17 protein-coding genes are annotated in these 15,132 nt (G+C 56.9%); 16 read left to right on the forward strand and 1 reads right to left on the reverse strand.

What is annotated here, in order from left to right:
- Position 1: 1 nt before the first annotated feature.
- Together Q0903_RS10965 and Q0903_RS10970 are read left to right on the forward strand one after the other, a co-directional pair.
- Positions 2 to 622: a CoA transferase subunit B gene (locus Q0903_RS10965; RefSeq protein ID WP_299028800.1), complete on the forward strand. Its 621-nt coding sequence runs from the start codon at positions 2 to 4 to the stop codon at positions 620 to 622.
- Positions 615 to 905: a GNAT family N-acetyltransferase gene (locus tag Q0903_RS10970; RefSeq protein WP_299028797.1), complete on the forward strand. Its 291-nt coding sequence runs from the start codon at positions 615 to 617 to the stop codon at positions 903 to 905. The genes Q0903_RS10965 and Q0903_RS10970 overlap by 8 nt, the downstream gene beginning before the upstream one ends.
- Here Q0903_RS10970 and Q0903_RS10975 read toward each other — a convergent pair.
- Complete coding sequence (locus tag Q0903_RS10975) at positions 902 to 1,741, reverse strand: lytic transglycosylase domain-containing protein (RefSeq protein ID WP_299028794.1); 840 nt, start codon at positions 1,739 to 1,741, stop codon at positions 902 to 904. The two genes, Q0903_RS10970 and Q0903_RS10975, sit on opposite strands and share 4 nt — an antisense overlap.
- A gap of 344 nt (positions 1,742 to 2,085) precedes the next feature.
- Between Q0903_RS10975 and Q0903_RS10980 the strand changes: the two genes are divergently transcribed.
- From Q0903_RS10980 to Q0903_RS11045, 14 genes are all read left to right on the forward strand, one after another.
- Positions 2,086 to 2,289 carry a hypothetical protein gene (locus Q0903_RS10980; protein WP_299028788.1) on the forward strand — a complete coding sequence of 68 codons (204 nt, stop codon included), beginning with the start codon at positions 2,086 to 2,088 and terminating at the stop codon, positions 2,287 to 2,289.
- 124 nt (positions 2,290 to 2,413) lie between these two features.
- On the forward strand, positions 2,414 to 2,614 hold the full coding sequence (locus Q0903_RS10985) for a hypothetical protein (protein ID WP_299028785.1): 201 nt from the start codon (positions 2,414 to 2,416) through the stop codon (positions 2,612 to 2,614).
- A 140-nt stretch (positions 2,615 to 2,754) separates the two neighbouring features.
- The gene (cpaB, locus tag Q0903_RS10990) at positions 2,755 to 3,606 is read left to right on the forward strand and encodes a Flp pilus assembly protein CpaB (protein ID WP_299415171.1); all 852 of its coding nucleotides are present in this window, start codon (positions 2,755 to 2,757) and stop codon (positions 3,604 to 3,606) included.
- A 216-nt stretch (positions 3,607 to 3,822) separates the two neighbouring features.
- Positions 3,823 to 5,262, forward strand: a complete 1,440-nt coding sequence (locus Q0903_RS10995) for a type II and III secretion system protein family protein (RefSeq protein ID WP_299028776.1) — start codon at positions 3,823 to 3,825, stop codon at positions 5,260 to 5,262.
- 13 nt (positions 5,263 to 5,275) lie between these two features.
- Complete coding sequence (locus Q0903_RS11000; RefSeq protein ID WP_299415173.1) at positions 5,276 to 5,947, forward strand: OmpA family protein; 672 nt, start codon at positions 5,276 to 5,278, stop codon at positions 5,945 to 5,947.
- A 281-nt stretch (positions 5,948 to 6,228) separates the two neighbouring features.
- Complete coding sequence (locus Q0903_RS11005) at positions 6,229 to 7,464, forward strand: AAA family ATPase (protein ID WP_299415174.1); 1,236 nt, start codon at positions 6,229 to 6,231, stop codon at positions 7,462 to 7,464.
- 36 nt (positions 7,465 to 7,500) lie between these two features.
- Positions 7,501 to 8,922 (forward strand): CpaF family protein, encoded by a 1,422-nt coding sequence (locus tag Q0903_RS11010; RefSeq protein ID WP_299028767.1) that lies wholly within the window; start codon positions 7,501 to 7,503, stop codon positions 8,920 to 8,922.
- Positions 8,923 to 8,974: 52 nt separating this feature from the next.
- Entirely contained in the window at positions 8,975 to 9,937 is a 963-nt protein-coding gene (locus Q0903_RS11015; RefSeq protein ID WP_299028764.1) for a type II secretion system F family protein, read from the forward strand.
- Positions 9,938 to 9,946: 9 nt separating this feature from the next.
- On the forward strand, positions 9,947 to 10,933 hold the full coding sequence (locus Q0903_RS11020; RefSeq protein WP_299028761.1) for a type II secretion system F family protein: 987 nt from the start codon (positions 9,947 to 9,949) through the stop codon (positions 10,931 to 10,933).
- Positions 10,933 to 11,523 carry a tetratricopeptide repeat protein gene (locus Q0903_RS11025; RefSeq protein WP_299028758.1) on the forward strand — a complete coding sequence of 197 codons (591 nt, stop codon included), beginning with the start codon at positions 10,933 to 10,935 and terminating at the stop codon, positions 11,521 to 11,523. Before Q0903_RS11020 ends, Q0903_RS11025 begins: the two co-directional genes overlap by 1 nt.
- Before the next feature lie 72 nt (positions 11,524 to 11,595).
- Positions 11,596 to 12,444: a tetratricopeptide repeat protein gene (locus tag Q0903_RS11030; protein WP_299028754.1), complete on the forward strand. Its 849-nt coding sequence runs from the start codon at positions 11,596 to 11,598 to the stop codon at positions 12,442 to 12,444.
- A gap of 3 nt (positions 12,445 to 12,447) precedes the next feature.
- Complete coding sequence (locus tag Q0903_RS11035; protein WP_299415177.1) at positions 12,448 to 12,942, forward strand: prepilin peptidase; 495 nt, start codon at positions 12,448 to 12,450, stop codon at positions 12,940 to 12,942.
- 64 nt (positions 12,943 to 13,006) lie between these two features.
- Positions 13,007 to 14,314, forward strand: a complete 1,308-nt coding sequence (locus tag Q0903_RS11040) for an ATPase (protein ID WP_299028748.1) — start codon at positions 13,007 to 13,009, stop codon at positions 14,312 to 14,314.
- Between the two features lie 4 nt (positions 14,315 to 14,318).
- The gene (locus Q0903_RS11045) at positions 14,319 to 15,116 is read left to right on the forward strand and encodes an NAD(P)-binding domain-containing protein (RefSeq protein WP_299415180.1); all 798 of its coding nucleotides are present in this window, start codon (positions 14,319 to 14,321) and stop codon (positions 15,114 to 15,116) included.
- Positions 15,117 to 15,132: the final 16 nt, after the last annotated feature.

The following is a 15,132-nucleotide window of genomic DNA, read 5'->3' on the forward strand; positions in this document are numbered from 1 at the left end:
GATGTGGGATCGCAATCAAATGGCGGCACGCGCCGCACAAGAGCTTGAAGACGGCATGTATGTGAACCTCGGCATTGGTATTCCAACGCTGGTGGCCAACTATGTCGGTGACAAGGACATCACCTTGCAATCGGAAAACGGAATGCTGGGCATGGGCGCTTTTCCCTATGAGGGCGAAGAAGACCCCGATCTGATCAACGCGGGCAAACAAACCATTACCGAGATGGACCGCACGGCCTATTTCGATTCTGCGACCTCTTTTGCCATGATCCGTGGCGGCAAAATCGCTGCAGCTATTCTGGGCGCTATGGAAGTGGCCGAAAACGGCGATCTGGCGAACTGGATGATTCCCGGCAAGCTGGTCAAAGGCATGGGCGGTGCGATGGACCTTGTTGCTGGTGTTGGCCGCGTGATCGTGGTCATGGATCACGCCAACAAGCATGGCGAAAGCAAAGTGCTCAAGGAATGTACTCTGCCACTGACGGGCAAAGGTGTGGTTGACCGTATCATCACCAATATGGGCGTACTGGACGTGGTCGAAGGTGGTTTGCGCATTGTAGAATGCGCGGATGGCGTGACCGAGGAAGAGCTGCGCGCAGCGACCGAAGCAACACTTGTCTGAAGTTGTAATCACCCGCGAACAGGACGGCAGCAAAGGGCGCTATGTGCTGGTGCAAGACGGGCACGAGGCCGACCTGACCTATTCGCGCATGGGCGAAACGCGGGTGATTGCCGACCATACCGCCGTGGCAGAGGCGCTTGCCGGAACGGGCGCAGGCTTGCGTCTGGTCGAACGGTTGGTTGCAGATGCGCGGGCCGAGGGCTTTTTGATTGTTCCGCTGTGTCCGTTTGTAAACGCCATGCGCCGCAAACACCCTGATTGGGCTGACGCCTTCGACGTCTAGTTCATTGCCGCGAAAACACAGCCGTCCGAGATCAACTCGGGCGGCGTTTTACACAGGCCTTTGGCCACTTGAAACGCTGCCAGCACTTTCGGCACATAATCGCGCGTTTCCGGGAAAGGTGGGACACCCTCGTGCTTACGCACCGATCCCTCACCTGCATTATACCCTGCCAACACCAAAATCGGGTCATTGCTGAATTCGCCCATCAGCCAATCCAGATACTTGATCCCGCCCGCGATGTTCTGTTGCGGCACAGTACTGTCTTCTACGCCAAAGCGGCTGGCAGTGGCGGGCATCAGCTGCATCAGCCCTTGGGCACCTGCACTACTTACCGCATCAACACGACCAGACGATTCTACAGAGATAACAGCCAGCGCCAGCGCAGGTGACACTTTGGTCCCGATGGTTGAGCGGAGGATATCCACGCCGTGCAGCTTTGCGATGTCCTGCATATGCTGGAGACGGGGTGCCGCGACCTTAGAAGTGGCTCCCGACAGCGTTACCATCGCTTTCTCCAACCGCCCTGGCCCCGAATCCGATGCCGCTGGCGAGACTTTGGTCCAGAACCAATCATATTGCCCTGCCTTGGGCCGCGTGATCGCGCCAGAAGGTGCAGCAGCCACAACAGATTCGGCCCCCACAGCAGGGGAAGGACGATTTATTTGTACATTTACCCGTTTTCTGGCCCCTGCTTTGGGCGGTTTTACAAATTTCGGCTTAAAATCGGGAAACGGCGGGGGGGATTCTGCCCAAACGGGCGCTGTTGGAGGCGCAAAAGCAAGTGCGGCACCTATCGCCAGAACTGAAATTAGTGATTTCACTGTGCCTGCTCTCATTTTTTGTCTGCTTTTTTCGCTAATATCGCGCAAAAACCGCGTTCAATCCAGTAAATGAGGCATTGGATTATGGCGATTTTGCCTCAATTGGGGTGTTTGCGCCGCATGCGTTAACCATTTTTAAAAACCCAAAACTAATAAAACGCTTAGAATCAGACACTTGGTAGTTTTTATCCAAAATTATTCATTGCCACTGCAAAAGCCGCATTTGCCGCCAAATTCATGCCCCATTCATACAGCTATATAGCGTCATACCAAGTCGAGCAGGCCTGAATGAGAGCGGGTCGGAACGCAAGGCAGGGTTGGAAACTTAAAACCTTAAAATCCTTTGGAGGGATACTACCATGATGAAATTCGTAAAAAACTTCCGCAATGACGAAGACGGCGCAGTAACAGTTGACTGGGTTGTTCTGACAGCTGCGGTTGTTGGCCTGGCGATTGCTGCCTACGGCTCCATCCAGTCCGGCGCAGCCGACATGACAGCAAACACCGCCACCTTCCTCGGCGGCCAGACAATCGGCGAAGTTGGTGCACCAGTTTCCGAGTAATCGGCGCATCGGCTGATAGCCTAGGGCTATCGCCTGTTATCAGGGGGCTGCGTTCTGCATGGAATGCAGTCCCCTTTTTCTTTGGCCTCGCGCTGCACGCGACCACAGTACAGAAAGATCTCTTATGATTGACCAGATCAAATCATTCTACGCCGACGAAAACGGCGCCGTAACCGTGGACTGGGTCGTCCTGACAGCTGCTGTTTGCGGGCTTGCGATTGCATCGTTCGCGTCAATCCAGCAAGGCAGCCAAAGCGTTGGCAACAAAGTCGGTGAATACCTGACCGATACAGACATCGAAGATCTGATGGATCTCGACAGCTAAAGGGCGCCGCCTGCTTACGGCGCCTCTGGCATGTGATTTGCCCCTTCGGGTCCTAAAATCACCACAATCAACCGGCAAAATAGTCGGAGAGCGAAAACCGTTCGGGTCACCCCGAACCTTGAGGTAAAGAGGAACACAAAATGCGTATGATTTTTGGGCTCGTGCTGTTGGTCGGCATCGCGTTGGCTGGCGGCGCGGTGTATCTCGCTAAAGGACAGATCGGCCAATACAAGAACGCGATTGCGCGCGCAGAAGCCGCAAAGCAACAGATTATTGCGACAGAAAAGATTTTCGTCGTGACACGGAAACTCGAATACGGTGAAAAACTCACCAAAGACGATGTACGCGTCGTTGATTTCCCAAAGGCCGCCCTCCCCGAGGGCCATTTTACAGAGCTGGCGGCGATTTTCCCTGAAAACACAGATAAACCACGGATCGTCCTGCGCCCTATCGAGAAAGATGAGGCCTTGCTGGACATCAAAGTAACCAAACCGGGTGAAGACGCGGGCCTCACTTCACGCCTCGAGCGTGGCATGCGGGCCTTTGCAATATCGGTTGACGTATCCTCTGGCGTGTCCGGTTTTCTACGTCCCGGCGACCGCGTAGATGTCTACTGGACCGGCCGTGTCGGCAACGGCCAGAGCCGTCAGGAAGTCACCAAGTTGATTGAATCGAGCGTTCCGCTGATTGCCGTCGACCAAAGCTCCGGCAGCGTGGAAGGTGCGCGCATCGCCCGCACCGTAACAGTGGCTGTAGACCCCAATCAGGTTGCGTCACTGGCACAGGCCCAATCCACTGGCCGCTTGTCGCTGTCCTTGGTTGGCGCAGGTGACGATATCGAGATCGCCAGCAATATTGAAGTGAACCAGCAAGACCTTTTGGGGATCGAAGAAGAAGCACAGGCACCAGTCATCGCCAAAGAGAAGGTATGTACCATTCGTACACGCCGCGGTGCCGAGGTTGTGAACCTGCCCATTCCTTGCACAAACTGATCCCTTTTCAGGGCTAACCTCCTGATCTACGTAAGTATTGAGACGCCGCTCCGGATGCGGGGCGGCGTTTTGCATGTGCCCCCTGTTGCCATTTATCCACAACAGGACAGCAGGCGAACGCATTGATTCTTGCAATAAAATCGGAATTGCCCCAGAGTTATCCAAACGACGGGCAAAAAGACCCTATTTTGAGGCGTGATCAAAAAGGCAGGTCACATGAAAATTGATAGATTTCTTAAGGCAGCCCTGCTGGGGCTGACGCTGAGCGTATCTGCTTATGCGATGACCGCCCCAACGGCTGTTCACGCGGACAACCTGCGCGTGGTCAAAAGCGGTACAAGCTCCAAACTGCAGGTGCCGCTTAACCGCGCCATTGTAGTAGAGAGCGACACACCCTTTGCGGAGTTGAGCATTGCCAACCCCGGCATTGCGGACCTCTCCTCGCTGTCTGACCGCACGATCTATGTGCTGGGCAAATCGCCAGGGACAACAACGCTGACGCTGTTTGATGCAGCCGGGCGTCTGATCACCAACGTCGAGGTGCAAGTCACCCCCGACCTGTCGGAGTTCAAAGAGCGTCTGCGCCAGATTCTTCCGGGTGAAAAGATCGAAGTACGCTCTGCCAACGATGGTATCGTGCTGTCGGGCATCGTGTCTTCTGCACAAAAGCTCCAGCGCGCCCTCGAACTCGCACAGCGCTACGCGCCAGAGCGTGTCTCGAACCTGATGAGCGTGGGCGGCATCCAGCAAGTCATGCTCAAAGTGCGCTTTGCCGAAATGCAGCGGTCCGTTTCCAAATCCCTCAGCTCGTCGCTTTCACTTAGTGGCGGCATCGGCAGTGATCTGGGCGTGCGCGCAGGTACTGGTGGTCTGACCACGAATGGCGGCAGTACTGCCGCGATTGCAGGCGCCCTACCCGACACAAACACAAACACAGGCGCTATCTTGTTCGGTTTCAACGCAGGATCGACCCAGGTCGGCATCCTGCTCGAGGCACTTGAGCAAAAAGGCGTTGTCCGCTTTTTGGCAGAACCGAATCTCGTCGCCCTCTCGGGCCAAGAGGCCAAGTTCCTTGCGGGTGGTGAATACCCCATCCCTGTTGCCCAATCAGACGGCAGAACATCTATTGAGTTCAAACCCTTCGGTGTTGAGCTGTCCTTTATCCCCCGCGTGGTGGACAAAGACCTCATCAATCTTGAGCTGAAGGCAGCCGTTTCTGCTATTGATCCGGCCAACGGCATCACGCTTGATGGCGGCTTCTCTGTTGCAGCCTTCTCTCGGCGCGAGACATCAACCACGGTTGAGATGCGCGATGGCGAAAGTTTTGCGATTGCAGGCCTGTTGCAGGATGATTTCAGCGATAATTCGTCTCAATTGCCATGGATCGGCGATGTGCCGGTGTTGGGCGCGCTCTTCCGCTCGGCCAACTACCAGCGCCGCCAGACCGAATTGGTCATTATCATCAGCTCGCATCTTGTGACGCCGACGCGCGGCGAAGCATTGGCCCTGCCAACCGACCGTATCAAACCACCGACGGAAAAAGACCTGTTTTTGTACGGTCGGACCGCCGCTGGCACCCGCACGCCGAAAAAAGGCGCTGCTGGTGAGGTTGCCAAGCAGGACTTTACCGGGTCATATGGCTACGTATTGGATTAAGACAGTGAACCCCATGAGCAAACGGCACATCATCACAGGCAGCCTGCTGTCCGCCGCAGTGGGGCTTTCTGCCTGCACCACCAGCACCGATCCGGTTTATACCCAATTCTATTCCGAAGCGGGTGCATTGGTAGACACAGGTGATTTCGGCAATGCCACGCTGAACAACCGCTTGGTCATGACGGGCGAACGTCAGTATACCTTTGATTTGGCAAAGCGTTTTGCCTCCGAGGTCGACAGCACGGTGAACTTTGCCTTCAATTCCTCTCAGTTGGATGCAAATGCCCAAGCAATCCTGCGCAAGCAGGCCAGCTGGATCAGGCAGTTCCCTGAAATCCGTTTCAAAGTATACGGCCACACCGACGCCGTCGGGTCGAATCGGGCAAACAAACATCTGGGCAAACGCCGCGCGGACGCCGTTGTGCGCTATCTTTCGACCCAAGGCATCAGCCGCTCCCGTCTCGAAGCGGTCGTATCGTTCGGCGAGACACAGCCACTGGTTGTGACCCAAGGCCGCGAGCGTCGTAACCGCCGCACAGTCACAGAAGTAAGCGGTTTCGTGAAACGTCACCCAACGGTAATGGACGGCAAATACGCCCAGATCATCTACCGCGACTACGTGCGCAGCTCGGTTGCTGCGACAACACTGTCATCGGGCGCCGTCACAGGCATCGCGACCGAATAAGCCGTTAATTTAATTTAAAAAAGCCATCCCTCGGGGTGGCTTTTGATTGTTTCCGCCTTCTCTTGCGCGTGGGCTAATCCCCCTCTGATCCCTGTGATCGTTTCAAGATACCCAACAATCGCAGCTTTTCGGCCCCAATCTCGCCCCAGTTCGCTGCGATACCTCTATCAACGAGAAAACTCTGTCCGGACCGAGATCCGGCAGGGGGCCACCACGCCGCACGCCGCTCCCACTCCGAGCGTATCCGGCAGGGTTTGCCCTTTGATAGAAGGAACAAGGCAATGAGCAGCGTAATGCCACAACCCGCCACGGACGCAATCCTGGCATGCACAGTCAGCCGCGATGTCCAGAACTTCGATCTGTTGATCGAAGATATGGAAAGCGCATTGGGCGAAAGCTGGGGCGATCTGGGCTTCGCCGAAGCCCTCGCCTTCTTCGGACAGCCCGAAGCAGACGGTATGGAGTTTATCGCGCTCGCGATGGATGATGCGGACGAGGAAAACATGCCTCTGATGACCGAGATCATCACCCAGGCCAAAGCGCGTGGATTAAAAGTGATTCTCATCGCCGAGGATGTGACGCCCAGCGCGTTGCACTCCCTGTTGCGTCAGGGCGCGGATGAATTCGTCCCCTACCCGCTCCCCGAGGGGGAGCTGGCCGAAGCGATCGAGCGTCTTCGCACACCGCCCCCCGCCCCCGCGGCGGCCGCAGGTGGCACCACGCTGGATGCACGCGCGCAAAAAGACGGCGCCGTGATCGTGGTGCATGGTCTGGCAGGTGGCACAGGTGCCACAACGCTGGCCGTCAATCTCGCATGGGAGCTGGCCAATATCGAGACAACGGGCGGCCCTTCCGTCTGTCTGATCGACTTTGATCTTCAGTATGGATCAGTCTCGACCTTCCTTGATCTCCCCCGCCGCGAGGTCGTCTATGAAATGCTGTCAGATACCGAAGGCATGGACGAAGAGATTTTTGGACAGGCCCTGCTGACCTATGAAGAGAAGCTGAGCGTACTGACAGCGCCATCGGACATGTTGCCGCTGGATCTGATCACTGCCGAAGACATTGAGCGCGTGCTGAATATGGCCCGCAACCAGTTTGACTATGTGATTGTCGATATGCCCTCTACCTTGGTGCAATGGTCCGAGACCGTGCTGACAGCAGCGCATATCTATTTCGCCACGCTAGAGCTGGATATGCGCTCCGCCCAGAACACGCTGCGGTTCAAACGCGCGCTACAGTCTGAAGAGCTGCCGATTGAAAAGCTGCGCTATGTACTGAACCGCGCGCCGAAATTCACCGATCTGAACGCCAAAAGCCGCGTCAAGCGCATGGCCGAGAGCCTTGCCATCGGCATTGATCTGCAACTGCCCGATGGTGGCAAGCCGATCACCCAGGCCAATGATCACGGGATGCCGCTTGCGGCCTCTGCCCCAAAAAGCCCACTGCGCAAAGAGATCGTCAAACTGGCCGCCTCTATCCACAGCCTGCGCGATGCGGATGCCGCCGCGGCGTAAACGCCACGCCTCCTCGAGTATAGAAAGCACCACCACATGTTCTCCAAGTACAAAAAGACGGAAAGCGCCCCGGCAGCAGAGGCCACGGTAACACCGATAGAGGTGGCAAAACCTGCCGCATCAGCCTCCATGCGTCGCGCGTCACAGCCCGCAGCCCCTGCTGCCATCGACAAAGAGGTCAAGCGCAAGCAGCGCATGGGCGACATCAAGCTGGAACTGCACCGCGTTCTGCTCGACAACCTCAACCTCGCAGCTCTTGAGCATGCGACAGAGGCGGATCTGCGCGCCGAGATCAACTCGATCTCTGCCGAGCATCTGGCAGAGAAATCTATCGTGCTGGGCCGCGAGGACCGCATCACCCTCAACTCCGAGCTTTATGACGAAGTCACGGGCCTCGGCCCGCTTGAAACACTTCTCAAAGACGAAACCGTGAACGATATTCTTGTGAACGGTCCGCAACAGATTTTTGTAGAACGCTCTGGTAAGCTGGAGCTGACGGATGTGACGTTCAAGGACGAGCGTCACCTGCTGCGAATCATCGACAAGATCGTATCGGCCGTGGGTCGCCGTGTGGACGAATCCAACCCATACGTCGATGCGCGCCTCAAAGACGGCTCGCGTTTCAACGCGATGGTTCCGCCCGTTGCTGTGGATGGTTCCCTCGTCTCCATCCGTAAGTTCAAAAAGGACAAGCTGGGCATCGACGATCTGGTGCAATTCGGTGCCTTCACCGAAGAGATGGCCGCATATCTGCAAGCCGCCGTAGCTACGCGCCTCAATGTGATCGTGTCGGGTGGTACGGGTTCTGGTAAAACAACCACACTCAACGCGCTGTCGTCCTTCATCGACAACGCCGAACGCATCCTGACCATCGAGGATACGGCCGAACTCCAGCTGCAACAGACACACGTTGGCCGGATGGAAAGCCGTCCGCCAAACGTGGAAGGCAAAGGCGAGGTATCGCCCCGCGACTGTCTGAAAAACGCCCTTCGTATGCGCCCTGACCGCATTATCGTTGGCGAGACACGTGGCGAAGAAGTTATCGATATGCTTCAAGCCATGAACACCGGCCATGACGGCTCCATGACGACGATCCACGCGAACTCTGCTCGGGACGGTGTATCGCGTCTGGAAAATATGATCGCCATGGCCGGTATCGAAATGCCCCTCAAGGCGGTGCGCAGCCAGATTTCATCTGCTGTGAACCTCATCGTGCAGGCCAGCCGTCTGCAGGATGGCTCGCGCCGCATGACATCCATCACCGAAATCACCGGGATGGAGGGGGACGTGATCTCCATGCAGGAGATCTTCCGCTACCAGCGCGTAGGCCTGACACCCGACAACAAGATTATTGGCCACTTCACGGCCACTGGCGTGCGCAGCCACTACGCCGAGCGTTTCCGCATGTGGGGCTATGATCTGCCATCCTCGATTTATGAGCCGATCGCCGCACAATAATGCCACGACCTACCCAACGACGCGCCACACAGGTGCATAAAGGACCAAGACCATGAGTGCAGAACCAATCATCTACGGACTGATCTTTATCGGCGTGCTTGTGCTCGTCGAGGGCCTGTATCTTGTTGCCTTCGGCAAATCCATCTCGCTGAACAGCCGCGTTAACCGCCGCCTTGAGATGCTAGAGAAGGGCCAGCGCCGCGAAGAGGTGTTGGACAAGCTGCGCAAGGAAATGCAGCAGCACATGAAAGCGCGGACAATCCCGCTCTATTCCCTTCTGTCGGACAAGGCGCAAAAGGCGGCGATTGCCTTTACCCCGCAGCAATTGCTGCTGGTGATGGCCGGCATTTCAGTGATCGTATTTCTGGGTTTGACCATCGGCACCGCCACCGAGGCCCCCGTGCGTCTGGTGATGTCTGTGGGGATGGGTGTTGGCGCGGTATTCATGTGGATATCCATGAAGGCCAACAAACGTATGGCCCTCATCGAAGAGCAGTTGCCCGACGCAGTTGAGTTGATGGTGCGTAGTTTGCGCGTAGGCCACCCGTTCACCAACGCGCTGGCGATTGTGTCCAAAGAAATTCAGGACCCGCTGGCATCCGAATTCGGCGTAATCTCGGACGAGGCCGCCTATGGCCGCGATGTGGGCGAGGCGCTGAAAGACATGGCAGAGCGGCTGGACATGCAAGACATGCGCTTTCTCGCTGTCGCCGTGACCATCCAGCAGCAATCAGGTGGTAACCTCGCCGAAATCCTCGCGGGTCTGGCCAAGGTGATCCGCGCCCGCTTCCGCCTGTTTCGCCGCGTCAAGGCAATCACGGCCGAGGCGAAGTGGTCGGGCAAGTTCCTGTCGGCTTTCCCGCTGATGGCGCTTGTGGTGATCAGCGTGGGTGATCCCAACTATTACGACGAGGTCAAGGAAACCCCTTACTTCATCCCCGCATGCTTCTTCGTCGGCATCTTTCTGGGCGTAAACCTTCTTGTGATGCGCGTGCTCACAAACATCAAAGTGTAAGGGGCAGTCATGTTCAACTCCATCAACACAGCCATATCGGATGTCATGGGGCCATTTGGTCTTATCATTATCCTCGGCGTGATCGGCACCATTCTGGTGCTGGCGACCGTCGCCATGATGATGAACCAACCCGAAGATCCGCTGGACAAGCTCAAGCGGCAGGAAAGCGCGCCACGCAAAGGCGGCGGCGACGCGCCCGCAACGCTGCGCCAGAAAGAGGGCAACGCCCAGCTGGAGAAATTCGCGACCTTCCTTGAACCAAAAGACGTCGAGGAAATGAGCCAGAAGCAGCTTGAGCTGCGTCAGGCGGGCTATCAGTCACGCGATGCGGTGCGCATGTTCTACTTTGCGCAGATGGCGCTGGGGATCATCGGCCTGATCATCGGTGTGGTCTATACCAACATCATCGTCGAGGTCGAGATGACCACACAAAAGACCATGATGTGGACAATCGGCCCCGGTGCGATTGGCTATTACCTACCCAAATACTGGGTCACACGCCGCATCGGCGCACGCAAAGAAGAGATCGAGGGCGGTTTTCCCGATGCGCTCGATATGATGCTGGTTTGTGTCGAGGCCGGTCAGTCGCTGGATCAGTGTATCGTTCGCGTCGCCCGTGAGCTTAAGGCCTCCTACCCTGCGCTGTCGGATGAATTCGAAGTCGTCGCGCAGGAAATGAAGGCGGGTAAAGACAAGGTCAACGTCCTCAACGACATGGGGACGCGATGCGGGGTTCAGGATGTCTCCTCCTTCGTCACCGTATTGGTCCAATCGGCCGCCTTTGGTACATCCATCGCAGATGCCCTGCGCGTTTATGCAGCCGAGATGCGGGACAAACGCGTAATGCGCGCAGAAGAAGCCGCAAACAAGTTGCCAACCAAGATGACACTTGCCACAATGATGTTCACGGTGCCGCCGTTGCTGATCATCCTTGTTGGTCCCTCGGTCATGGGCATCTCGAAAATGGGCGAAATGGGTGCTCCTGGAGCGAACTAATGACATCACGATCGAGGCGCTTTGCTGCCCTCGCGATCCTAATACCAGCTCTAGCCGCCTGTTCACCGGGCGGCTTTGGCACATCTATCCTCGCGCCACGTGATACCAGTAAACTGGATGCACCGGGCGTTGATCTGCGCGCAAACGGCGCGGATAATCTCGAGACAGGGCATCGGCTCGTCGCCTCGGGCCAGTACGAGCTTGCGATACGCTCGTTCAACCGTGCAGCGATTGACCGTGGCACCGTCGATGCCGAGATTCTATCGGGCCTTGGCACAGCCAATCTGGGGTTGGGCCGCTTGGGTCAGGCCGAAACCCTGCTGCGCCGCGCGGTTGAGCGGGACGCGACCAGTCCCGAAATCTGGAACAATCTGGGCGTTGTGCTCATGGAGCGTGGCAAAAATGCCGATGCAACACAGATATTTCGCAAGGCTTTCGCGCTCGACAATGGCGAAAGTGTCTCAATCCGCGACAATCTGCGATTGGCACTCGAAAAATCCGAAAATTCTGGTACATCTTCGGGTAATACCAACGACTATAAACTGGTGCGCCGTGGATCGGCCGACTACCTGATCCGCTCGGGGCTGTGACCTAAAAATAGGCACGGCGATATCCCCCGACGAATGCACCTGTATGAGGCAGAAGCAGTAAAGGACGCAAACATGCGCCACCATTCCGTTTTGATTTCCCTGTTGGCAGGGGCCACGATGCTGGCCGCCTGCGCCGAGCAGAACGCCGAAGAAACCGTCGAGCGCGCGTTTCAGGACGTGAACGTCATTGACGATGCGAACCTCAATGACGTCATGTTGACAGTCGGCGACCCCAACGAGGCAGTCAGCTATTTCCAGCGTGTGGTCAAAGAGCAACCCAAAAACATCGAATTCCACCGCGGCCTGTCACAATCCCTGATCCGTGCAAAACGCCACGATGAAGGCGCCGCCGCATGGCAGCGCACCGTTGGGCTTGAGGGTGCGACAGATGATGACCGCGTTGAACTGGCCGATGCCATGATCCGCTCGGGCAACTGGTCGGGTGCGGAAAAGACCCTGACAGCCATCCCGCCCACACATGAGACATTCAAACGCTACCGGCTTGAGGCGATTGTCGCTGACAGCAAACAGCAATGGAAAAAAGCAGACAGCTTTTACGAGATCGCTGTGGGCCTGACCACCGCGCCCGCGCCTGTGCTAAACAACTGGGGCTATTCCAAGCTGACGCGCGGCGACTTCAAAGATGCGGAGCGTCTGTTTACCAGCGCTGTAGCGCAGGATGCCTCGCTGTTTACGGCCAAGAACAACCTCGTTCTGGCGCGCGGCGCCCAGCGCAATTACAACCTGCCCGTCGTTCCCATGGACCAGACCGAGCGCGCGCAGTTGCTACACACCCTCGCCCTCTCCGCGATCAAGCAAGGCGATGTCGAGACAGGCAAAGGTTTGCTGCGTCAGGCAATTGATACGCATCCCCAGCACTTCGAGGCCGCCGCACGCTCCCTCGCCGCACTCGAAGCCTGACCCATGGCGATCACTGCCTACGCCGCTGCATGGTTTCTACCCTTCGTGGTGCCGATCTGCCTTTATGTCGTCTACACAGATGTGTCGCGCATGAAGATCACGAATGTCGCCAATCTGGCGTTGGCTGCGGTATTTGTGGTGGTAGGGCTGATCGCCCTGCCCTTTGATGTTTACCTGTGGCGGCTCGCCAGTCTTGGCATCGTTTTGGTTGTCGGCATTGTGCTTAACGCCGCTGGTGTCATGGGCGCGGGCGACAGTAAATTCCTCGCCGCTGCCGCGCCTTATGTGGCCATCGGGGATCTGCGGCTGGTGTTGGTGTTATTTATGGCCGTGCTTCTGGCCTCTTTCGTCACCCACCGCATCGCCCGCATGACACCCCTGCGCCGTCTGGCCCCCCATTGGACCAGCTGGGAGCAAGGCAAGAAATTTCCCATGGGCCTCGCCCTTGGCACATCGCTTATCCTCTATCTGGTTCTCGGCCTCCTTTATGGTGCCTGAATAACGCCATTTTTATCCCCTATGGGTATCTCAAAACCCACCCAAGAGCAGGGACACAAAGATTATGAACGCGCCCAACACCACCGTCATGGCCCCACCCGCGCCAAAAACACTGTCAGACATGCGTCTGCCAATTGTGATGATGCGCGATATCCTGATCAAAACCATCTTCCGCAAAAACCTTGATCTGGTCAGCGATCTGTCCAAGGCTGTTTGCCTGCCAATCCCGGTTGTGCAAGAACTGGTGGATATGTGCCGCACCCAACGTCTGATCGAGGCCACAGGCTCCATCACCTCTGAGGGCGCAGGCGAGATGGGATACCAGCTCACCGATGGCGGCAAGGCCCGCGCGCTTGATGCCTTGGCCCAGTCCGAATATTTCGGCCCGATGCCCGTCCCGCTTGAGGTCTATCGCGAGCAGGTCAAGCGGCAATCCGTGCGCAATATGCAGATCACCCGCGCCCAGCTGACAGGTGCTATGGGCCATCTCATTCTACCGGACGCGCTGCTTGGCAACCTTGGCCCTGCGGTCTCCGCGGGTCGCTCTATCCTCATGTACGGCCCACCCGGAAACGGAAAATCCAGTATTTCCAACGGCATCCGCGACGCTCTTGGCGATCACGTCTATGTACCCCACGCGATTGAATACGCATCGCAGGTCATCACTGTCTATGACCCCATCGTGCACAACAAGATCGAGGAAGAGACACAAGACCCCAATTCGCTGCGCCGCATCACCCGCTATGATGCCCGCTACGTTCGCTGTACCCGTCCTGCGGTCATTACGGGTGGTGAATTGACCATCGACATGCTCGATCTGGTCTACAACCCCACCGCCAAAACCTATCAGGCCCCGCTCCAGCTGAAATCGACCGGCGGCATCTTTATCGTCGACGACCTTGGCCGCCAAAAAGAGCCACCTCAAAGCATCGTGAACCGCTGGATTGTTCCGCTGGAAGAAAGCAAGGATATCCTCGCGCTTCAGTCCGGTGAGAAATTCGAGGTTCCCTTCGACACGCTGGTGATCTTCTCTACCAACTTCCACCCGAACGAGATTTTCGATACAGCCGCTTTGCGCCGTATCTTTTTCAAAATCAAAATCGACGGGCCGGATCAGGCGAATTTCCTGAAAATCTTTGCCATGATGGCCAAAAAACGCAAAATGCCGCTGGATGAAGCGACGCTGATTCACCTGTTGAAAAACAAATACCCCACCATCGACAACGTCTATGCCAACTACCAGCCGATCTTTCTGATCGATCAGGTGATCGCCATCTGCGAATTCGAAGGCATCCCCTATCAAATGAGCCCCGAGTTGATGGACCGCGCGTGGGCCAACATGTTCGTCAAAGACGAACATATCGTGAAATAGCGCCATGCGCTCACGGACAGGTATCGCAGGCTGCGGACGGATGGGCGCACCAATGCTGGCCGCCCTGCGCGCCGCAGGTCTTCCCGCGCGCGGCTATGATGTGGTGCCTATGGACACACCGCACATCACCGATGATATCGCCGTCTTTTCCGAAGACCTCGATACACTCATCACTGTTGTCCGCGACATCGACCAGACCGATGCCGTCCTGTTTGGCGATCAGAACCTCGCCGCCATCCCCACGCTGATCCGCATCATCATCTGCTCTACCCTGTCGCCACGCTATGTACGCGACTTGCGCGCGCGCATCCCCTCCCATATCGCCCTCATCGACGCGCCCATGTCGGGCGCACAAATCGCCGCAGAGGAAGCCCGCCTCAGCTTTATGATCGGTGGCGATGCAGCAGATATCGACGGCGCCATGCCGCTCTTTGCAGCTATGGGCAAACACTTCCACCGCATGGGCGACTACGGGTCGGGCATGCAGGCCAAAGTACTCAACAACCTGCTCGCCGCCTCCAATACCGCTATGACGCGGCTGGTACTGGATTGGGCCGATGACGCGGGCCTCGATATCAGCGCCCTGCTCGACCTCATCCACACCTCTTCAGGCCAGAACTGGCTCGCCTCGGGCTTCAACTCAATCGAATTTGCCCGCGACGGCTATACCGAAGACAATACAATCGCCATTTTGGTCAAAGACATCGCCAGCGCGTTGGACGACGCCCCCGAGGGCGCTGACACGACCCTCCCCCAAACCATACAAACCCAAATCAGAAACCTGAAACCGCGCCTGAAATAAATCCTATTTTTCTTGG

It is taken from the genome of uncultured Sulfitobacter sp. (assembly GCF_947502895.1).
Lineage (GTDB): Bacteria > Pseudomonadota > Alphaproteobacteria > Rhodobacterales > Rhodobacteraceae > Sulfitobacter.

Bases quoted from the DNA above. Each gene is read 5' to 3' on its own strand.
- Q0903_RS11000 (WP_299415173.1), top strand. From the start codon at position 5,276: ATGAGCAAACGGCACATCATCACAGGCAGCCTGCTGTCCGCCGCAGTG.
- Q0903_RS11035 (WP_299415177.1), top strand. From the start codon at position 12,448: ATGGCGATCACTGCCTACGCCGCTGCATGGTTTCTACCCTTCGTGGTG.
- Q0903_RS10975 (WP_299028794.1), bottom strand. From the start codon at position 1,741: ATGAGAGCAGGCACAGTGAAATCACTAATTTCAGTTCTGGCGATAGGT.
- Q0903_RS11040 (WP_299028748.1), top strand. From the start codon at position 13,007: ATGAACGCGCCCAACACCACCGTCATGGCCCCACCCGCGCCAAAAACA.
- Q0903_RS10995 (WP_299028776.1), top strand. From the start codon at position 3,823: ATGAAAATTGATAGATTTCTTAAGGCAGCCCTGCTGGGGCTGACGCTG.
- Q0903_RS10985 (WP_299028785.1), top strand. From the start codon at position 2,414: ATGATTGACCAGATCAAATCATTCTACGCCGACGAAAACGGCGCCGTA.
- Q0903_RS10980 (WP_299028788.1), top strand. From the start codon at position 2,086: ATGATGAAATTCGTAAAAAACTTCCGCAATGACGAAGACGGCGCAGTA.
- Q0903_RS11020 (WP_299028761.1), top strand. From the start codon at position 9,947: ATGTTCAACTCCATCAACACAGCCATATCGGATGTCATGGGGCCATTT.
- Q0903_RS11030 (WP_299028754.1), top strand. From the start codon at position 11,596: ATGCGCCACCATTCCGTTTTGATTTCCCTGTTGGCAGGGGCCACGATG.
- Q0903_RS11025 (WP_299028758.1), top strand. From the start codon at position 10,933: ATGACATCACGATCGAGGCGCTTTGCTGCCCTCGCGATCCTAATACCA.
- Q0903_RS11045 (WP_299415180.1), top strand. From the start codon at position 14,319: ATGCGCTCACGGACAGGTATCGCAGGCTGCGGACGGATGGGCGCACCA.
- Q0903_RS11005 (WP_299415174.1), top strand. From the start codon at position 6,229: ATGAGCAGCGTAATGCCACAACCCGCCACGGACGCAATCCTGGCATGC.
- cpaB (WP_299415171.1), top strand. From the start codon at position 2,755: ATGCGTATGATTTTTGGGCTCGTGCTGTTGGTCGGCATCGCGTTGGCT.
- Q0903_RS11015 (WP_299028764.1), top strand. From the start codon at position 8,975: ATGAGTGCAGAACCAATCATCTACGGACTGATCTTTATCGGCGTGCTT.
- Q0903_RS10965 (WP_299028800.1), top strand. From the start codon at position 2: ATGTGGGATCGCAATCAAATGGCGGCACGCGCCGCACAAGAGCTTGAA.
- Q0903_RS11010 (WP_299028767.1), top strand. From the start codon at position 7,501: ATGTTCTCCAAGTACAAAAAGACGGAAAGCGCCCCGGCAGCAGAGGCC.